The sequence below is a fragment of the Streptomyces sp. PTL18 genome (assembly GCF_059510295.1).
In genome coordinates, this window is record NZ_JCAJZO010000013.1 from 91,875 (window position 1) to 111,016 (window position 19,142).

Below are 19,142 nucleotides of genomic sequence, written 5' to 3' on the forward strand. Positions count from 1 at the left end.
CGCGCGAGAACGCCCGCACTGGTCCATCGTCCACCACCGGTTCGCCCTGAACGGCCCCGGCACGGCGGGCGGGGACGGCATGCACCGGGAGACGACCGTCGACCGCATGCGGTTCGCGGCCGACGGCACGATCCTGCCGGTGGTACCGACCCTGCGGTCGGTACCACCGGTGCGGCCTAGCTGACGAAGTACGTCGGGTTGGGCAGCTTGTACGTACGGTCGGCGTATCCGCCCTCGAGGTCGGAGTACTGGTCGCCGAAGTCGGCGATGATGTCGTACCCCAGGTCCTCGATGTGTTCGCGGGTGCCGGACTTGTACTGCACGGTGGTGCACTTCCAGGCGCCCGGGGCCGCGCAGCCGCTCAGGTAGGACGGCGGGTTGGCCGCGTCCTTGAGGAACATGTGGCCGGCGTCGAGGTTCACATCGGCGCCGACCTTCTTCAGGTTCTCCACGGCGGCGGAGCGCTGCGCCTCGCTCAGACCCGAGTTGTAGAAGACCTCGACGCCCTTGGACGCGGCGTACCGGACGAGTTCGGGGCTGCCGAAGACGGCGGGACGGTCCGCCTTGTTCACGTAGGCGGCCCAGGTCGCCGAGTTGTACGTGTAGTTGTACCGCTTCTCGTAGTCGAGGCTGAGCAGCAGGGTGTCGTCGATGTCGAAGACGACGGCCGGCTTCTCGCCCCGGTGGTGCGCCTTGCGGGCCGCCTTGTCGATGTACCGCCGGGCCTGCGCGTCGATGCGCGCCAGGTCCTTGGCGTACGGGCTGTCGGGGGACGCCTGGTAGACACCGTCGGCGTCGGCCGTGGTGCCGTAGTAGGTGTCGATGTCCTTCACCAGGAGCCCGATGTTGTAGGGCTCGTGCGTGGAGTTCGCCGTCGACTGACCGGCGGTGGCCGCGCCGGCGCCGTAGAGGGCGCCGCCGGCGACGGCACAGGCGGCGACGAGGGCCGCTATACGAAGTGACTTATGCATGACAGGTTTTCTACGCGCGTCACGGTGGTGAGCGCGAGGCCCGTTGCCCGATCGATACCTTCTCGATCGGCCAACGGGCCCACGGTTGTCCCCCTCAACGGGTCACGCCGGGCCGCCGGTCGCCCAGGTAGGTGTCCCGGGTGTGCAGCGCGGCTTCCGTGTCGGTGAGCTGGGGACGGTTCTCGGGAGCGGTGATCGCCGCCCCCGGTCCTGTGTTGCGGTACTCGGGAAAGCGCATGGACTGCCACGGATAGGCGTCCCGCATGTCGGTGTAGGGCGCGACCGCGTCGATCCCGGGCCCGAGCCAGGTGTCCCGGACGGTCGGCATCGGGCGGGCGGTGGGGTCGGAGCCCGGCACCCAGGGACGTGCGAGCCTGCAGAACGCGTCCGGAGCCTCGCTGGTGATCCGGCTCCGGTGAGCGCGCCGTCGACGACGTCGACGCCGTTCAGGCGGCGCCTGCCGGCCCACGGGGCGCGCCGGTAGTACGCCTCGTCGCGTGCGCAGGCACCGAAGGCTCCGGGTCCTGCGGTGCGTCAGCCGGCGTACGGGTCCGGGACCTGGCCGGGCCGGGCCAGGAACTCGAAGTCGCAGCCGGTGTCGGCCTGGGTGATGTGGGAGTTGTAGAGCACTCCGTAGCCGCGCTCGTACCGCGCGGGCGGCGGCGTCCACTCCGTCCTTCGGCGCCCGAGCTCCGCGTCGTCCACGTTGAGCTGCAGGGTGCGGGCCTCGACGTCGAGGGTGATGCTGTCCCCGGTGCGCACCAGGGCGAGCGGTCCGCCGATGTACGACTCGGGGGCGACGTGCAGCACGCACGCGCCGTAACTCGTTCCGCTCATCCGGGCGTCGGAGATCCGCACCATGTCCCGCACGCCCTGCTTGAGCAGGTGGTCGGGGATGGGCAGCATCCCGTACTCGGGCATTCCGGGGCCGCCCCTGGGCCCGGCGTTGCGCAGCACCAGCACGCTGTCCGCGGTGATGCCCAGGGCGGGGTCGTCGATGGTGCGCTGCATGGTCCTGTAGTCGTCGAAGACGACGGCGGGACCGGTGTGTTCGAGCAGGTGCGGTTCGGCGGCGATGTGCTTGATGACGGCGCCGTCCGGGCAGAGGTTGCCGCGCAGGACGGCGACCCCGCCCTCGGGCGCGACCGGGTTGTCGCGGGGCCGAATGACGTCGTCATGGTGGACCCGTGCGTCCGCGATCTGCTCGCGCAGGGTGTCGTGGGAGACCGTCGGCCGGTCCAGGTGCAGCAGGTCCGGGATGCGGGAGAGGAACCCGGACAGGCCGCCCGCGAAGTGGAAGTCCTCCATCAGATACCGCTCGCCGCCGGGCCGGACGTTGGCGAGCACGGGGACCGTGCGCGCGATCCGGTCGAAGTCGTCGAGCGTGAGCCTGACCCCGGCCCGTCCGGCCATGGCGATCAGGTGGATGACGGCGTTGGTGGAGCCGCCGAGTCCGAGGACCGTGGTCACCGCGTCCTCGAACGCCCCACGGGTCAGGATCTCGGACAGCTTCCGGTCCCGGTGGACCAGTTCGACGATCCTCAGGCCCGCCGCGGCGGCCATCCTGTCGTGGCCGGAGTCGACGGCGGGGATGCTGGACGCGCCGGGGACCGTGACACCGAGCGCTTCGGCGGCGGCCGTCAGTGTGGACGCCGTACCCATCGTCATGCAGTGCCCGGGCGAGCGGGCGAGGCCGCTCTCCAGCTCCCGCATCTCGCAGTCACCGATGAGGCCGGCGCGCCTGTCGTCCCAGTGCCTCCACATGTCGGTGCCCGAGCCGAGGACCTCACCGCGCCAGTGGCCCGGCAGCATCGGCCCCGCGGGCACGAAGACGGTGGGCAGGTCGACGCTCGCGGCGCCCATGAGCAGCGCGGGCGTGGACTTGTCGCAGCCGCCCAGGAGTACGGCCCCGTCGACCGGGTAGGACCGCAGCAGCTCCTCGGTCTCCATCGAGAGCAGGTTGCGGTAGAGCATCGGGGTCGGCTTCTGGAAGGTCTCGCTGAGCGTGGCGACCGGGAACTCCAGCGGGAAGCCGCCCGCCTGCCACACCCCCCGCTTCACGGCCTGCGCCCGATCCCTCAGATGTAAATGGCAAGGATTGATGTCGGACCAGGTGTTCAGAATGGCGATGACGGGCTTGCCCAGGTGCTCCTCGGTCAGATAGCCGAGCTGGCGGGTGCGGGCCCGGTGGCTGAAGGAGCGCAGCCCGTCGGTGCCGTACCACTGGTGGCTTCTGAGCTCTTCCGGCTTCTTCACACGGACCACCCCGCGGCTATGGCGGCGACCTCCGCGCGCGCCTCCTCGGGCAGCACCCTGCTCGGCGGGCGCACGTCCCGGCGGCACAGCCCGAGCGAGGCGAGGGCCTCCTTGACCACGGTGACATTGTCCGCGGAGCCGTTCCGGGCGCGCAGCTCCTCGAAGCGGCGGATCTGCTCCCAGACCTTCATGGCGGCCGGGTAGTCGCCCGCTCGAAGCGCTTCGACCATGTTCAGCGAAACGGACGGGGCGACGTTCACAAGCCCGGAGGTGAAGCCCGTGGCGCCCGCCGAGAAGTAGGAGGGCGCGTACGGTTCGGCGAGACCCGCCACCCAGACGAACCGGTCGAGGCCCGCGTCACGGGCGAACGCCGCGAACCTGGCGGCGTCCGGGACGGCGTACTTCACCCCGATGACGTTCGGGCAGTGGTCGGCGAGCTCGGCCAGCCGCGTGCCGGGCAACCGGGCGTTGCGGATGTAGGGCACGACGCCCAGTTCGGGCACCGTCTCGGCGATCGCGCGGTGGTAGTCGACCCAGCCGGCGGCCGAGACGTACGGGTGGACGGGCTGGTGGACCATCACCATCCGGGCACCCACCTCACGGGCGTGCCGGGCGGAGGCGAGGGCGGTGGGCACGTCGTGCCCCACCCCGACCAGGACGGCGGCCCGCTCCCCCGTCTCCTGGACGGTCAGTTCGGTGACGAGACGCCGCTCCTTTGGGGCGAGGGCGTAGAACTCGCCGGTGTTGCCGCACGGCGTCAGGGTCCTCACCCCGCCGTCGAGCAGGCGACGCAGCAGGGCCCGGTGGGCGTCCCGGTCCACGCGGTCGTCCTCGGTGAAGGGGGTCACCGGGATCGCCACCACGTCGGTCAGGGCCGCCCGCTGGGTCTCGAACGTCACGCTGCTCATTCCTGACCTCCCTCTTGGCGGGGTTCGGGAAAGGCTCGCTGCACGAACGACGCGATGTGGGCGTGCAGGGCGCTCGCCGCCGCGTCGGCGTCGCCTTCCAGGGCCAGCCGCAGGATCTCGCGGTGCTCGGTGGCCTCCCGTTCCCAGGAGGGGTCGGCGGCCCAGGCGACGGCGGAGACGAGGGCGGCCTGGTCGCGGACCTCGTCGAGCATCCGGCCGAGCAGCGGGTTGCCGCACGGCAGATACAGGGCGCGGTGGAACTCCCGGTTGGCGAGGGAGCGTTCGGCGGAGTCGTTCGCCTCGTCGGCCCGCTGCAGCGCGTCGCGCGCGGCCTCCAGGGAGGCCCCGAGCCGCACCGAGCGCCGCAGCGCCTCCGGTTCCAGGAGCAGGCGGACGTCATAGACCTCGCGTGCCATGTCCGCGTCCACCATGCGCACCGTGACGCCCTTGTACTGGTTCATCACGACGAGCCCGGTCCCGGCCAGAGTCTTGAGCGCCTCGCGCACGGGGGTCTTCGACACCCCGAACTGTGCGGCGAGTTCGGTCTCCACCAGGGCCTGGCCGGGCGTCAGCTGCCCGCTGAGGATGCGGTGTTTGATCCCCTCCAGCACGTATTGCGTGCGAGACGGGATCGGCGTGGGGACAGAGGTCATGCGCGCCTCTCGGATGTCGCGTAGGCGATGTCGCGTATCTGATCTCGCATATCGCGTCTCATATATGACGTACGAAGTACGACGCGTTGAAGGTAGGAGCGTCCCCGTCTTTCGTCAATGCCTCTGGCGAACGGAGTTGCGGCATCGGTGTGACGGACGTCCACTCACCGTGTCAATGGCTCGTTGCAAGGGGTTCAGCGTCCGTTTGGGGGCGCGGGGAGCGCGAGTGTCGCACATCCACCGCGCCTCGGTGCCCCGCCGCACAGCGGACGGCCGGAGCGGGTACGTCTCCCACCCCTGCTCATTCCGGGCTGCGCTGTTCACGGCTTCCAGCCCGGGTTCCGCCCGCTGAGGCCGACGGTTCGCCTACGGCCCCAAATCGAACGTCGTGTCGGTCGCGGTCTCCTCCGGTTCCACTGTCTCGGACCGCCTCCGAAAGGAGGGACCGGCGCCGGGCGCGAAGCTCATCGCTCGGGCACTTCCCGGCCACGGCCCCGCGGGGCGCGATGGTTTCCTCAGTCACCCTCGGGCCGGGTGCGGCGGGCGTAGGCGCGGGCGGCGCGGGCGCGGTCGCCGCACCGGGTGGAGCACCAGTGGCGGCGGCCGTGGCGGAGCAGGTAGCGGTTGCAGGGAGCGGAGCCGCATGCGGTGAGGCGTTCGGCGTCGGCGCCGGTGAGCAGATCGGCGGCGTCGGCGGCGAGGGTCGCCAGAGCGTGGTCGACGATCTGGCTCGTGGGGTGCGGGGTCACCCGGTAGGGGCCGCTCTTCTCGTCCCACTGCAGCAGCGGGGCCGTGGGCACCCGGTTCATGGCGTCGTTGACGGCGGTGACGGCGGCCGGGAGTGCCGGAACCGCGGCGACGCGGGAGGCGAGCAGCGTCCTGACCTGCTCGCGCAGCGAACGCAGCTGGGCCGCGCACATCTCCCGCATACCGGCGTCGGCGGGAGCCAGACCACGGTCGACGAGCCACTCGTTCGCCGCCGCCGGGCTGCCGAGCAGGTCGATGAACTGCCCACCGGGCAGGGCGATCACGCTGTTGGCGAGGGCGAGGGAGCGGTACTGCTCCTCGCCCGGCGCGGGGGGCGGGGCCGGATCGGCCGTCGGGGACTGACTCATGATTCTCATGGTACGGCTTGCCCGCATCCGTGAGAGGAGGCTAGGGTCATCTCACGGATGACCGACCAGCCAACCGTGAGGTTACTTTCATGACATCTGCTGAGATATCCACCGACGAGTGGCCCGTCCGCGTCTTCGGCGGTCCGACCGCCCTCTTCGCCCACGGTGGCCTGCGTTTCCTGACCGACCCGACCTTCGACGCCCCCGGCGACTACGCTCGACCCGGCCGTCCGGTCCTGACCAGGACCGCGCCGCCCGCCGGCACCCCCGCCGACCTCGGCCGCATCGACGTCGTCCTGCTCTCCCACGACGAACACGCCGACAACCTGGACGACTCCGGGCGCGCCCTGCTCGCCGACGTGCCCCTCACACTCACCACCCCCGGCGGCGCACAGCGCCTCGGAGCCGGAGCCAAGGGCCTGGCCGACTGGGAGTCCGTCGAACTGGACCGCCCCGGCGGGGGGACGGTCACCGTGACCGGCGTCCCCGCCATCCACGGCCCCGGCAGGCGTGAGGAAGTCGAGCCCCTGTCCGGCCAGGTCGTCGGCTTCCTGCTGACCGGAGACGGCCTGCCCACCGTCTACGTCAGCGGCGACAACGCCTCACTCGACGCGGTCCAGCAGATCGCCGAACGCTTCGGTCCGGTGGACACCGCCATCCTCTTCGCCGGGGCACCCCGCCTCTCCGGCCTCTACAACGGCGCGCCCCTCGTCCTCGACAGTGCCCAGACCGCCGAAGCCGCCCGGATCCTCGGCGCCCGCCGGGTCGTGCCCGTCCACTACGACAGCTGGGCCCACTTCACCGAGGGCCGCGACGACTTGGCGACCGCTTTCGCGAAGGCCGGCCTGTCCGATCGCCTGGACTGGGGCCACCGGGGCTGACCGGGCCGGGCCTGCCGCCTTTCAGAGCCCCGCCAGGGCCTCCCGTACGGCCTCCAGGTCGCCGTCGGACGCCAACCCGGCGTGGTAGAGGCGCAGTTCCGTCGCTCCCAGCTCGGCGGCGCCCCGGGCGTCGCGCGCGAGCGTCGCCGGGCTGCCGCCCATGCCGGAGACCACCGTGAGGTTGGCCGCGAGGACGGCGCCCGTCCGGTTCTGTTCCGCGAAGGGGGTGAGCAGGCCGGCACCGCCCGTGCAGGGCACCACCACGCCGTCCGCCACGGACAGGATGTGCGCGGGGCCGACGCCGGCGTTGGCCCCGCAGTGGTAGGAGACCGGGTCCGCGTGCAGCAGCACCTGGAAGCCGTCGGGTGCGGCCGCCCGCACCGCCGCGACGGCCTCCTCCTGGAGCGTGCGGGCGGTGGTGTCGCGCCACGCGCGCGTGGCGGCCGCCCTCGCCTCGCCGAGGAGCTTCTCGACACCCGTCCAGCCCCCGTCGGAGGGGGCGCCGCGCCACACCGGCTCCAGGGCGGCCCGTACCGCCGCGGCCGGCTCGTCTGCATCCAGTCCGTGCCGCCGGTAGCCCGCACGGCAGCTCAGGCAGAAGCACAGGGACATGAGGTACTGCCCGGCGTCCCCGAGCGGCACGCCGCCGATCTTGTCGTGGGCGTGCAGGTGCGCCAGTCCGTACCAGCCGAGCGACTCCAGCTCGGTGCCGCGCGCGCCGGGTCGTACGGCGGCCTCGGCCGCCAGGTCGACGAGGTACGCGCGCGTGGCGGGCTGTGCGATGCAGGGCGCCCAGGGGTAGCGGTCGCCGTAGGCGTTGACCACACAGGTGCCGGGGTACTCCTCGCCCAGGCGGGAGTTGTGCGCCAGCACCACCCAGGTGTGCACCTCGATCCCGGCCGCGGTGAGCGCGCGGGCCGCCTCGCCGAAGGCGTCGCCCGGGGCCCAGTCGCCGGCCGGGTGGGGGCGCAGGGTGCGGCCCTCCCAGCGCGCGTCCGTCGGGTAGAGCACGGCCGCGTGGCGGGCCGTCACGACGCGGTGGCGCGGGTGCCGGGGCGTGAGGGCGCGTGTGGAGTGGTACGCGGAGGCGAGGGTCGCCTGGCGGACGCCCAGCGCGGCGATGCGGTCCGGGGCCTCGGGGTCCCCGTTCACGTCCCAGGGGTAGAGGAACACCGACGCCTTCACATGTCCTCCTCGAGCAGCGCGTACCCGCGGTCGATCAGTTGGGCGAGCTGTCGTACGTGGTCCTCGGGCGGTTCGTGCAGCGGCGGCCGTACCTCGCCGACGTCGAGGCCGCGCAGTCGTATGCCTGCCTTGACGAGGGACACCGCATGGCCGCGACCGCGGGAGCGCAGCTCGACGAACGGGCGGTAGAAGCCGTCGAGCAGCCGGTTCACGGTGGTGTCGTCGCCGGAGGTGAGGGCCCGGTGGAAGGCGAGGGCGATCTCCGGGACGAAGCAGAACGCCGCGGACGAGTACCGCGTGATACCGACGCCGCGGTAGGCGAACTGGGTCTGCTCGGCGGTCGGCAGCCCGTTGAAGTAGAGGAAGTCGCCCGCGACCTCGCTGCGCACGGCGCTGATGACGCACTGCATCAGATCCAAGGTCGCGGTGGCCGGCTCCCGGTAGTGCCTCAGCAGCCCCTCCTGTCCTGCGTGCACCAGGTAGGGCGGCATGGCGAGCAGCCCGTCGGCGCCGGCACCCTCCGCCGGCCCGGCGTGGCGCACGGCGAGCGCGGTCCCGTAACCGGCGCCCGCCACGACCGGTACCCGCCCGTCCGCCGCCTCGACGGCCACCCCCACGCAGGCCTCGAACTCCTCGGGCGTCAGCGCGTGGAACTCACCTGTGCCGCAGCACGCGAACACGGCGGCGGCGCCGGCCTCCACCCCCTTGCCCACATGGGCGCGGTCGACATCGAGGGCGAGCGAACCGTCGGGCCCGTACGCGATGACGGGGAAGAACAGCGGCCCGCCGGGAACGCCGAGCCGGGCGGCGAGAGGAGCTGACGTCACGGGCTCTCCCTTGAACAGGCGCTCCTGCGCGGACCGGCGGGGCACTCCCGAGTGGATCACGCGCCGGAGGGTGGACCACGCGCCGGACGGGGCACCACCATCCGGCAACAGGTGCACACTTCTGATCCATGTCCACATTTCTGAACGACGCCACGCTAGGGGTCGCCACGGGGCGGGTCAAGCGCACAATCAAGCAAGTCAGGCGCGGATTTCACTCCTCCGCGCCACACTTGACGAGCCCGACCGACGCTCCCTAGCGTTTCCATGAATGTGAATCTTGTACACGAATGCGGCCGATGATCTCAAGGAGACCGAGGATGCCCGCTCCCCGCACCGTTCTGCTCACCGGCGCCGCCGGCGGACTCGGCACCCTGATGCGGGGACTGCTGCCGCAGTACGGCTACGCACTGCGGCTCCTCGACCTGCGGCCGGTCGAGGGCGAGCCGGACGCGATCACTGCGGACCTCGCGGACAAGGACGCGGTGCGCGAGGCCGTGCGGGGCGTCGACGCCGTCATCCACCTCGCGGGAATCTCCCTGGAATCCACGTTCGACAAGATCCTCAAGGCGAACATCGAGGGCACGTACCACGTCTACGAGGCGGCACGCGAGGAGGGCGTCCGCCGGATCGTCTTCGCCTCGTCCAACCACGCGGTCGGCTTCACCCCGCGTCCCCAGGGCGGCGACCCGCTGATCCCCATCGACACGCCGCGCCGCCCCGACACCTTCTACGGACTGTCCAAGTCCTTCGGCGAGGACCTGGCGCAGTTCTACTGGGACAGGCACGGCGTGGAGACGGTCTCGGTGCGCATCGGCTCCTGCTTCCCCGAGCCCACCAGCGTCCGCATGCTCTCCATCTGGATGAGCCCGGAGGACGGCGCCCGCCTCTTCCACGCCGCCCTGACCGCAGAGGACGTCGGACACACCGTCGTCCACGGCTCCTCGGCCAACACCCGCCTGTGGTGGGACCTGACCACCGCGCGGGCCCTCGGCTACGAACCGCAGGACGACTCCGAGCCGTACGCCGAGAAGCTCATCGCCGAGCAGGGCGAGCTGGAACCGGACAACCCGGCGCACGCCTACCTGGGCGGTCACTTCGTCACGGACCCTCCCATCTGGCCGTACTGAGAGGCGGGCGGGCACCGAACGGGCCCGCCCGCCCCGCCTTTCGGGCACGACGGCTGCCCGTTCCCACCGGGTCCCCCGCTTCCTCGCAGGTCCGGCACGGTCACGCCGACCTCCGAACGGGCCGGATCGGGCAGACACGATCGCGCAACAGACCTGGTCAGCGCCGCAGACCCGCTGTAGAAAGTCCCCCATGGGCCCCACCGGGCCCGAACGGGCACACCTGAGCGGAGACGGGAGGCGCGATGACGGCCAGGACCGCGGAGGAACGACAGCGTGAGATCGTCAAGGCCGCCCGCCGGACGGGCTCGGTCGACGTCACCACGCTCGCCGCCGAACTGGGCGTGGCGAAGGAGACCGTACGACGGGATCTGCGCGCCCTGGAGGACCACGGCCTGGTCCGCCGCACCCACGGGGGCGCCTACCCCGTGGAGAGCGCCGGTTTCGAGACGACCCTGGCCTTCCGCGCCACCAGCCACGTCCCCGAGAAGCGCCGGATCGCGGCAGCCGCGGCCGAGCTGCTCGGGGACGCCGAGACCGTCTTCGTGGACGAGGGCTTCACCCCGCAGCTCATCGCCGAGGCCCTGCCCCGGGACCGGGCGCTGACCGTGGTCACCGCGTCCCTGGCCACCGCGGGCGCGCTCGCGGAGGCGGAGAACACGACCGTGCTGCTGCTGGGCGGCCGGGTCCGGCACGGCACACTCGCCACCGTCGACCACTGGACGACGAAGATGCTGGCCGGATTCGTCATCGACCTGGCCTACATCGGCGCCAACGGCATCTCCCGCGAGCACGGCCTGACCACTCCCGACCCTGCGGTCTGCGAGGTCAAGGCGCAGGCGATGCGTGCCTCCCGGCGCACGGTCTTCGCGGGGGTGCACACCAAGTTCGGGGCGGTCAGCTTCTGCAGGTTCGCGCAGGTCGGCGCGCTGGAGGCGATCGTCACGAGCACGCTGCTGCCGACGACCGAGGCGCACCGCTACTCACTGCTGGGCCCGCAGGTCATCCGGGTCTGACACCGTCCCACCGTCCGAGAACAGCTGAAAGCACCCCCTCCCCGGGGACGCCCACGCCCTCGTGCATCCCTTGTCTCCCCCTATGTCCAGGAGCGATCCATGCGCACCCAGAGCCGACGGAGGCCGCGAGCCGTGCTCGCCATGGCCGCCGCAGGGACGCTGCTCGCCCCGCTGCTCTCCGGCTGCTGGGTCGGAGCAGGCGGGTCCGGTTCCGGCGGCGACTCCATCAACGTCCTGATGGTCAACAACCCGCAGATGGTCGAGTTGCAGAAGCTCACCGCGGCCCACTTCACCAAGGACACCGGCATCAAGGTGAACTTCACCGTGCTGCCGGAGAACGACGTCCGCGACAAGATCAGCCAGGACTTCGCCAACCAGGCCGGCCAGTACGACGTCGCCACCCTGAGCAACTTCGAGATACCGATCTACGCCCGCAACGGCTGGCTGCGGGACATGGACGCGTATGTCGCGAAGGACCGCGCCTACGACGAGCAGGACATCCTGGGGCCCATGCGCGAGTCGCTGACCGGCGACGACGGCAAGCTGTACGGGCAGCCGTTCTACGGTGAGTCGTCCTTCCTCATGTACCGCAAGGACGTCTTCGCCGAGAAGGGCCTGACGATGCCCGCCCACCCCACCTGGCAGCAGGTCGCCGGCCTCGCCGCCAAGGTGGACGGCGCGAGGCCGGGGATGCGGGGCATCTGTCTGCGCGGCCTGCCCGGCTGGGGCGAACTCATGGCGCCGCTCACGACGGTGGTGAACACCTTCGGCGGGACCTGGTTCGACAAGAAGTGGAAGGCGCACCTGGACGCGCCCGAGTTCGTGAAGGCGACCAGGTTCTACGTGGACCTGGTCCGCGAGCACGGCGAGTCGGGCGCCGCGCAGTCCGGGTTCGCCGAGTGCCTCAACAACATGACCCAGGGCAAGGTCGCCATGTGGTACGACGCCACCTCCGCGGCCGGCTCCCTGGAGGCGGCCGGCTCCCCCGTCAAGGGCAGGCTCGGCTACGCCCCCGCCCCCGTCGAGAAGACCCGGTCCTCCGGCTGGCTCTACACCTGGGCCTGGGGCATCCAGAAGGCGTCGCGCAACCCCGGCAAGGCCTGGAAGTTCGTCTCCTGGGCGTCCGGCAAGCAGTACGAACAGCTCGTCGGCGACACCAGCGGCTGGGCGAACGTCCCCGCGGGCAAGCGCGCCTCCACCTACGAGAACGCGGACTACCGCAAGGCCGCCGCCTCCTTCCAGGAGATGACCCGGGAGGCCATCGAGGGCGCACGGCCGCGCGACCCCGGCGTGCAGCCGCGGCCCGCGCCCGGCATCCAGTTCGTCGGCATCCCCGAGTTCACCGACCTCGGCACCAAGGTCTCCCAGGAGATCAGCGCGGCCATCGCCGGACGCCGGTCCGTCGAGTCGGCCCTGAAGAGGTCCCAGCAGCTCGCCGAGAAGATCTCCGAGGAGTACGAGGGACGATGACCGCCACGACCGCGGCCCCCGTGGCCGCCACTCCCGTACCCACCCCGCACCAACCGTCGGCCCGGCTGCGCGCCTGGGCCACCCGGGCCCCGCTCCTGCCCGCCCTGGTCTTCATGGTCGTCGTCACCCAGCTGCCGTTCGTGGCGACCCTGGTGATCTCGTTCTTCGACTGGAACGCCCTCTACCCGAAGGCCCGCCGCTTCACCGGCGTCGACAACTACCGCCAGGTCCTCACCGACCCGGACCTGCGCCACTCGGTGTGGACGACGGTCCTGCTGACGGTCGCGGTGGTCCTGGCCAGCCTGGTCCTCGGCCTGGCCCTGGCGCTGCTCCTGGACCGCAGGTTCCGCGGCCGGGGCATCGTCCGCACGCTGCTGATCGCGCCCTTCCTGGTGGTACCGGTGGCGGCGGCCCTGCTCTGGAAGCATGTGCTCTACAACCCTGAATACGGCCTGTTCAACGGTCTGTTGCACTATGTGGGCGGTCCACAGCCGGACTGGATCTCGAACAGCCCGCTGATCGCCGTCGAGGCAGCCCTCGTCTGGCAGTGGACACCGTTCATGATGCTGATCCTGCTGGCCGGTCTGCAGAGCCGTGACCACCAGCAGATCGAGGCCGCACGGGTGGACGGCGCGAGCGACTGGCAGATCTTCCGCCACCTGACGCTCCCGCACCTGCGCCGGTATCTGGAACTGGGAGCCCTTCTGGGCTCGATCTACATCGTGCAGAACTTCGACACGGTGTTCACGCTCACCTCAGGAGGCCTCGGCACCGCCAACCTCCCCTATACCGTCTACCAGAGCTTCTACCAGGCCCATGAGAACGGTCTCGCCTCGGCCGCCGGCGTCCTGGTCGTCATCGGCTCCGTCGTCATCGCGACCTTCGCGCTGCGCGTGGTGTCGTCCCTGTTCCGCGAGGAGGTGTCCGGAGCATGAGCGCCGTCGCCGTACGCAGCCGCATCCGCAGCCGACGTGGAGCGGGACTGGGTCTGCTGGCCTGGCTGGTCGGTCTGCTGTTCTTCCTGCCCATCGCCTGGATGGCCCTGACCTCCTTCCACTCGGAGGCGGACGCGGCCACGAATCCCCCGTCCTTCGGTGCCGCCCTGACCCTGGACGGCTACCGCGACTTCTTCGGCGTGGGCGGCGGCGCGAGCCCCTGGGCCGCCCTGATCAACTCCACGGTCGCGTCGGTGGTCTCGACGGTGTGCGTCCTGCTCCTGGCCCTCCCGGCCGCGTACGCGCTCTCGATCCGCCGGGTGAGGAAGTGGACGGACGTCCTGTTCTTCTTCCTGTCCACCAAGATGCTGCCGGTGGTGGCGGGCCTGCTGCCGATCTACCTGTTCGCGAAGAACACCGGGATGCTCGACGACATCTGGCTGCTCGTCATCCTCTACACGTCCATGAACCTGCCGATCGCGGTGTGGATGATGCAGTCGTTCCTCGCCGAGGTCCCGGTGGCGGTGATCGAGGCCGCGCGCGTGGACGGCGCGAGACTGCCGACGGTCCTGGCACGGGTGGTCGCCCCGATCGCGCTGCCGGGAATCGCGGCCACGGCGCTGATCTGCTTCATCTTCAGCTGGAACGAACTGCTCTTCGCCCGCGTGCTGACGGGCGTGGTCGCTGAGACCGCCCCCGTCTTCCTGACCGGCTTCATCACCAGCCAGGGCCTGTTCCTGGCGAAGGTGTGCGCCGCGTCGCTCGTCGTCTCCCTGCCGGTGCTCGCCGCGGGGTTCGCCGCCCAGGACAAACTCGTCCAGGGCCTGTCGTTGGGAGCCGTGAAATGAAGGCCGCCGTCATCGAGTCCGTGGGTCGCGCCGTCGTCTCCGAGGTCCCGGACCCGACGCCGGGGCCGCGCGAGGTCGTCGTCGAGGTCGCGGCCTGCGGGCTGTGCGGCACGGACCTGCACATCCTGCGGGGGGAGTTCGCGCCGAAGCTGCCGATCGTGCCGGGGCACGAGTTCGCGGGTGAGGTGGTCGCGGTCGGCACCCAGGTCACGGAGGTCGCGATCGGCGACCGGGTCGCCGTCGATCCGTCCCTGTACTGCCACGAGTGCCGGTACTGCCGGACGGGCCACAACAACCTGTGCGAGCGGTGGGCGGCGATCGGCGTGACCACGGCTGGCGGGGCGGCCCAGTACGCGGTGGCGCCGGTGGCGAACTGCGTGAAGCTCCCGGAACACGTGCGCACGCAGGACGCGGCGTTGGTGGAGCCGCTGTCCTGCGCGGTGCGCGGCTACGACGTCCTGCGGTCCCGTCTCGGCGCGCACGTCCTGATCTACGGCTCGGGAACGATGGGCCTGATGATGCTGGAGCTGGCCAAGCGGACGGGCGCGGCGAGCGTGGACATGGTGGACGTGAACCCGGCGCGCCTGGAGACGGCACGGCGGCTGGGCGTCTCGGGCTCGGCGGCGAACGCGGACGAACTGGATCGCCCGCAGGGCTGGGACGTGGTGGTGGACGCCACGGGGAACGCGGCGGCGATCCAGGACGGGCTGGGGCGGGTGGCGAAAGCGGGGACGTTTCTGCAGTTCGGGGTGGCGGACTATGCGACGAGGGTCACGATCGATCCGTACCGGATCTACAACCGGGAGATCACGATCACGGGTTCGATGGCGGTGCTGCACAGCTTCGAACGGGCGGCGGAGCTGTTCGCGAACGGAGTGCTGAACCCCGAGGTGTTCATCAGCGACCGCCTGCCGCTGGAGCGGTACCCGCAGGCGTTGGAGCAGTTCGCGGCGGGGGTGGGACGGAAGATCGTGGTGGTGCCGTAGGCGGTGCCCGACCGGTGGGGGTGGGGACGCCCCCGCTCCCACCAGGTAAGGGAACGGTAAAGCGGGCTCGCTCGTTACCCCTGGCATGACAGCTATGACCCCCGGCTCGAACATCCCCCTCGGCGTCGCCCGCGTGACCGTCGACGTCGCCGCCCCGGTGCGGCTCGACGTGTCCGCCCTGCTGCTCACCGCCGACGGCAAGGTGCGTTCCGACGACGACTTCATCTTCTACAACCAGCCCGTGGGCCCGGGTGTCACCTACCGCTCCGGCGGTGGCACGAGCCCCGACTCGATCACCATCGACACCGCCTCCGTGCCCCCGGGCATCGAGAAGATCGTCGTCACGGCCAGCCCCGACGCCGCCGGCCAGACCTTCCAGGGCATCGAGCCGACGGCCACCCTCCGCAACGCCGACGACAACAGCGCCCTCGCCACCTTCACGCCGCCCCGACTCGGCACCGAGACCGCACTGGTGGTCGTGGAGGTCTATCTGCGGGGCGGCGCCTGGAAGGCCCGCGCCGTGGGCCAGGGCTACGCCGACGGTCTCGCGGGCATCGCCACCGACTTCGGCGTCACGGTGGAGGAACCGGCCGCCCCGGACCGTCCCGCCGTGCAACCGCCGATGCCCGCGGCACCGCCGATGCCCGCCGCACCCGTGGTGCAGCCCCCGGCCGTCGCTCCCCCGGCGCCTGCCGCACCGCCCGCCCCGACATCCGGCGCCGGAAAGATCAACCTCGACAAGGGCCGCGTCAGCCTCCGGAAGAACCAGACCGTGTCCCTCGTCAAGGGCGGCCGACCACTGCTGGCCCAGGTGAAGATGGGCCTCGGCTGGGAGCCCGCGTTCCGCGGCAAGGACATCGACCTCGACGCGTCCGTCATCGCGTACGGCCCGCAGCGCGACCACATCGACAGCTGCTACTTCGGCAAGCTGACCATCCTGAACGGCGCGGTGAAGCACTCGGGCGACAACCTCACCGGTGAGGGAGGCGGCGACGACGAGGTCATCACCGTCGACCTCGGGCGCCTTCCTCAGGAAGTCACCGGGCTGGTGTTCACGGTCAACTCCTTCTCCGGGCAGAAGTTCACCGAGGTCGCCAAGGCGTACTGCCGCCTCGTGGACGCCGCGACCGACCAGGAGCTGGTCCGCTTCGACCTCACCCACGCCGAGCCGCAGACGGGCGTGATGATGGCCAAGCTGATCCGGCAGTTCTCCGGCGAGTGGGACATGACCGCGATGGGCGACTTCGTCAAAGCCCGCACCGTGCGGAACATGGTCAAGCCGGCGGCCGAGGCGCTGTAGACCGGCCGGCGGTCGTACGACACCTGCGGCACCCCGCTCAGGGGTGCCGCAGGTGCGGCGGCCGGTCTCCCTACGGCCGCAACCCGTCCGTCAGCAGCGACAGATAGCGGCGGATGTGCCTTCCCTGCCCGTTCGCGAGTTCGGACGCCGTGGCCACGCCGTGCGCCAGCCGCAGGATCTCGATCGGCTCGACGTCCGCCCGGAGCGTCCCCTCCTTCCGCGCCGCCTCCACGAGCCGCGCCGCCGCCTCCTGCATCGAGGTGCCGCAGGCCGTGACCGCGACGGAACTGCCGTCCGTGACGGCCGAGCCCAGCAGGGCCTTCAGTCCCCGTACCCGGATCGTGCCGACGCACAGCTCGTGCAGCCACTCCACCAGCGCCTCGCCCGGCGGCAGTTCCCTCGCGATCTCGTCGGCCCGCGCGGCGATCGCCTCGATCCGGTCGACATAGGCCGCCTGCAACAGGGCCTGGCGCGTGGGGAAATGACGGTAGAGCGTGCCGGACCCGACCCCCGCCCGCTTCGCGATGTCATCGAGCGACGCGTTCTCGCCGTGCTCGGCGAAAGCCTCGGCCGCCACCTTCAGCAAGCGCTCGTAGTTGCGCCGAGCGTCCGCTCGCATGGGCCTGACCTGCGACATTCGGATACTCCTTGCGAAACGGGGACTCTCTCCGCATCTTACCGGGCAAGGACCTGAGACAGTCCCCGCTCATTGCCGCGGGCGGTCCGCGCTGTGCCTGCCCTGCCGGTGTCGGCGTTCGTGATCAGCGGCAGGACAGCGGAGCGTCCGGTAGTCGACGCGGGTGAGAGCGCCCGCACCGGCGTACGGGCGCTCTCGCCCGGTCAGGCAGCCCACGGCCAGTCGGCGTCCCGAGCCGCTTCGAGAAGCGGGACCATCCGGAACGCCGCGTCCGTCAGACCTCCGAAGGTGTGCCTGTTGTCCGTGCCCGACGGGCCGTGGCCCGCCCGGTGACCGGCGAGGTTCCAGGTGTAGACCGGCACGTGCGGCGGGACCTGGACGGTCGGGTCGCCGTGACGGCTGTACGCGTACTGCTCGTCCGTGACGATCAGCACCCGGTCGTGCTTCCTGTAGTGGCGGCGGACCGCTTCGGTGGTGTCGGTGCCGCCCAGGTCGCCGAAGCGCTCCAGGACCTTCAGCACCGACTCGCCCTTGCGGAACCTCACCTTGCCGCTCGTGGTCCCGAACTCGACGAGATCCGCGTCCGCCGCCCGCAGCGCGAGCGCGGTACCGAAGATCGCCGCCGCGTCGGCGCGGTTCAGCTCGGAGCGGTCCGACAGCCGGGAGTAGAACATCGAACCCGAGCGGTCCACGAGCACCAGCGTGCGGCCGGGCAGCGCGGGCACGTTGGCCAGCGAGTGGCCGAGGGCCTGCTCCAGGGGGTACGACCAGCGCAGCGACGGCGCGTGCCGGTGGGCGGCGAGGTAGCGGAACGGGAACTGCCGCGACCGCTCGACCTCCGCGGGGTCGCTGATCCGCGCGGCTACCTGCGCGGCCACCTCGTCGGACACACCGGCCTCGTCGAAGTTCCTGAGGTTCCTGACGAGCGCCATCGCACCCATGGACGGGATGACGGCCTCCCAGGCCGCCTTGTCCATCGGGCCCTGCAGCCAGCCCGCCAGCACCTCCCAGGTCAGACCGGCGGCAAGGAGCCGCTCGGCGCCGCCGGGAGCCGTGACGACCGCCCGGCGCTCGGCGACCGGCAGCGCCATCAGCTCGCGGTGCGCGACGACCACGGGGATCGAGGCGGGCGGCACGGCGGCATCCGGGTGGTGCCGGCGGTCCAGGGCGTACCGGAACAGGGCGCCCTGCCACGGCTTGCCGGGGTCCGGCGCGGCGTGCACCAGGTTGAGGATGTCGCCGAAACGGTAGCCCTTCGCGGCGGTGTCGTACTTGAGCAGGGCCTTTCCGGTGTACAGGCGTCGTACGGCGTCGGCGATGCCGCGCTTGACCGGCTTGGGGACGGCGCGGCCGTACGTCGCCGTCCAGTACGCGAGCAGCTCGCCGGGCTCGTCGGGGCGCTGCAGCACGGATTCCACGACCTGGCGGTTCGACGGGCCGCCGGTGGCGCCCGCGTCGAGCCGTGCCCTGACGTACTCGGCGGCGCCCACGAGGGAGGCCGTACGCAGGTTGCCCTCGCCGCGGAGCCAGCCCAGCAGGCCCGCGGTCCACGCCGGGTCGGTGACGGCGAGTTCGCGTACCAGCGCGGCGAACCGGTCGTCGCGGTCGGGGCCGGTCTCGTAGAAGGTCTGCTGCGTCACGAAGTTCGAGACCGCGAGCAGATAGAGCTCGGAGCGCGCGTCACGCTCGCGCCCGGCGCCGCCCTCGTAGGTACGCAATACCCGTCCGGTCGACGTCACACGCGAGACGGGATCCGCCTTGACCGCCTTCATGTTGAATCGCGCCATGGTGAATTCCCCCGTTCTTGTTGTTTCCGAGGGAGGCGCGGCAAAAGGAGGGTGCCCGAGATCAGGAGTCGGCGACGGACTTTTACCCGGATGCTCTGTCCGATTGAGCTACATCGACCGGAAGTCGATGACGGGACTCGAACCCGCAACCCTCCGATCCCGTGAAGTAACCGTTGCCTGCGCACCGGGCACCCACCATGAGCTGCGCCTCCCGAGATCAAGTCGGCGGCGGCGTGGATTCTT

General features: G+C 71.2%; 17 protein-coding genes and 1 pseudogene. 8 read left to right on the forward strand and 10 right to left on the reverse strand.

The window, feature by feature from the left end:
* Nucleotides 1–176: 176 nt before the first annotated feature.
* From AC5WS8_RS23820 to AC5WS8_RS23845, 6 genes and pseudogenes are all read right to left on the reverse strand, one after another.
* Nucleotides 177–971, reverse strand: coding sequence for an HAD family acid phosphatase (locus tag AC5WS8_RS23820; RefSeq protein WP_496105481.1), 795 nt, complete (start codon nt 969–971; stop codon nt 177–179).
* A gap of 94 nt (nt 972–1,065) precedes the next feature.
* A pseudogene (locus tag AC5WS8_RS23825) lies at nt 1,066–1,386 on the reverse strand (pectinesterase family protein); the annotation flags it as partial.
* A gap of 119 nt (nt 1,387–1,505) precedes the next feature.
* Nucleotides 1,506–3,236 (reverse strand): L-arabinonate dehydratase, encoded by a 1,731-nt coding sequence (araD, locus tag AC5WS8_RS23830; RefSeq protein ID WP_496105482.1) that lies wholly within the window; start codon nt 3,234–3,236, stop codon nt 1,506–1,508.
* Nucleotides 3,224–4,135 carry a dihydrodipicolinate synthase family protein gene (locus AC5WS8_RS23835; RefSeq protein ID WP_496105483.1) on the reverse strand — a complete coding sequence of 304 codons (912 nt, stop codon included), beginning with the start codon at nt 4,133–4,135 and terminating at the stop codon, nt 3,224–3,226. The genes araD and AC5WS8_RS23835 overlap by 13 nt, the downstream gene beginning before the upstream one ends.
* On the reverse strand, nt 4,132–4,788 hold the full coding sequence (locus tag AC5WS8_RS23840; protein ID WP_496105484.1) for a GntR family transcriptional regulator: 657 nt from the start codon (nt 4,786–4,788) through the stop codon (nt 4,132–4,134). Before AC5WS8_RS23840 ends, AC5WS8_RS23835 begins: the two co-directional genes overlap by 4 nt.
* Before the next feature lie 515 nt (nt 4,789–5,303).
* A complete protein-coding gene (locus AC5WS8_RS23845; RefSeq protein ID WP_496105485.1) occupies nt 5,304–5,903 on the reverse strand; it encodes an ABATE domain-containing protein in 600 nt (199 codons plus the stop codon).
* Nucleotides 5,904–5,992: 89 nt separating this feature from the next.
* Between AC5WS8_RS23845 and AC5WS8_RS23850 the strand changes: the two genes are divergently transcribed.
* Nucleotides 5,993–6,784: an MBL fold metallo-hydrolase gene (locus AC5WS8_RS23850; protein ID WP_496105486.1), complete on the forward strand. Its 792-nt coding sequence runs from the start codon at nt 5,993–5,995 to the stop codon at nt 6,782–6,784.
* A gap of 21 nt (nt 6,785–6,805) precedes the next feature.
* Here AC5WS8_RS23850 and AC5WS8_RS23855 read toward each other — a convergent pair whose 3' ends face one another.
* The gene (locus AC5WS8_RS23855) at nt 6,806–7,969 is read right to left on the reverse strand and encodes a hypothetical protein (protein WP_496105487.1); all 1,164 of its coding nucleotides are present in this window, start codon (nt 7,967–7,969) and stop codon (nt 6,806–6,808) included.
* Nucleotides 7,966–8,796 (reverse strand): dihydrodipicolinate synthase family protein, encoded by an 831-nt coding sequence (locus AC5WS8_RS23860; RefSeq protein ID WP_496105488.1) that lies wholly within the window; start codon nt 8,794–8,796, stop codon nt 7,966–7,968. Before AC5WS8_RS23860 ends, AC5WS8_RS23855 begins: the two co-directional genes overlap by 4 nt.
* A gap of 317 nt (nt 8,797–9,113) precedes the next feature.
* Here AC5WS8_RS23860 and AC5WS8_RS23865 point away from each other — a divergent pair, with 317 nt between their 5' ends.
* The 7 genes from AC5WS8_RS23865 (at nt 9,114) to AC5WS8_RS23895 (ending at nt 16,475) form a co-directional block, all read left to right on the forward strand.
* Nucleotides 9,114–9,923 carry an NAD-dependent epimerase/dehydratase family protein gene (locus AC5WS8_RS23865; protein WP_496105489.1) on the forward strand — a complete coding sequence of 270 codons (810 nt, stop codon included), beginning with the start codon at nt 9,114–9,116 and terminating at the stop codon, nt 9,921–9,923.
* A gap of 242 nt (nt 9,924–10,165) precedes the next feature.
* Nucleotides 10,166–10,936 (forward strand): DeoR/GlpR family DNA-binding transcription regulator, encoded by a 771-nt coding sequence (locus AC5WS8_RS23870; protein ID WP_496105490.1) that lies wholly within the window; start codon nt 10,166–10,168, stop codon nt 10,934–10,936.
* Nucleotides 10,937–11,035: 99 nt separating this feature from the next.
* The gene (locus AC5WS8_RS23875; protein ID WP_496105491.1) at nt 11,036–12,406 is read left to right on the forward strand and encodes an ABC transporter substrate-binding protein; all 1,371 of its coding nucleotides are present in this window, start codon (nt 11,036–11,038) and stop codon (nt 12,404–12,406) included.
* Nucleotides 12,403–13,341: a carbohydrate ABC transporter permease gene (locus AC5WS8_RS23880; RefSeq protein ID WP_496105492.1), complete on the forward strand. Its 939-nt coding sequence runs from the start codon at nt 12,403–12,405 to the stop codon at nt 13,339–13,341. Before AC5WS8_RS23875 ends, AC5WS8_RS23880 begins: the two co-directional genes overlap by 4 nt.
* Entirely contained in the window at nt 13,338–14,189 is an 852-nt protein-coding gene (locus tag AC5WS8_RS23885; protein WP_496105493.1) for a carbohydrate ABC transporter permease, read from the forward strand. Before AC5WS8_RS23880 ends, AC5WS8_RS23885 begins: the two co-directional genes overlap by 4 nt.
* The gene (locus AC5WS8_RS23890; RefSeq protein WP_496105494.1) at nt 14,186–15,175 is read left to right on the forward strand and encodes a zinc-dependent alcohol dehydrogenase family protein; all 990 of its coding nucleotides are present in this window, start codon (nt 14,186–14,188) and stop codon (nt 15,173–15,175) included. Before AC5WS8_RS23885 ends, AC5WS8_RS23890 begins: the two co-directional genes overlap by 4 nt.
* Nucleotides 15,176–15,269: 94 nt before the next feature.
* A complete protein-coding gene (locus tag AC5WS8_RS23895; protein WP_496105574.1) occupies nt 15,270–16,475 on the forward strand; it encodes a TerD family protein in 1,206 nt (401 codons plus the stop codon).
* Nucleotides 16,476–16,545: 70 nt separating this feature from the next.
* Here AC5WS8_RS23895 and AC5WS8_RS23900 read toward each other — a convergent pair whose 3' ends face one another.
* Complete coding sequence (locus AC5WS8_RS23900; protein WP_496105495.1) at nt 16,546–17,112, reverse strand: TetR/AcrR family transcriptional regulator; 567 nt, start codon at nt 17,110–17,112, stop codon at nt 16,546–16,548.
* 203 nt (nt 17,113–17,315) lie between these two features.
* Nucleotides 17,316–18,899, reverse strand: a complete 1,584-nt coding sequence (locus AC5WS8_RS23905) for a TROVE domain-containing protein (protein WP_496105496.1) — start codon at nt 18,897–18,899, stop codon at nt 17,316–17,318.
* Nucleotides 18,900–19,142: the final 243 nt, after the last annotated feature.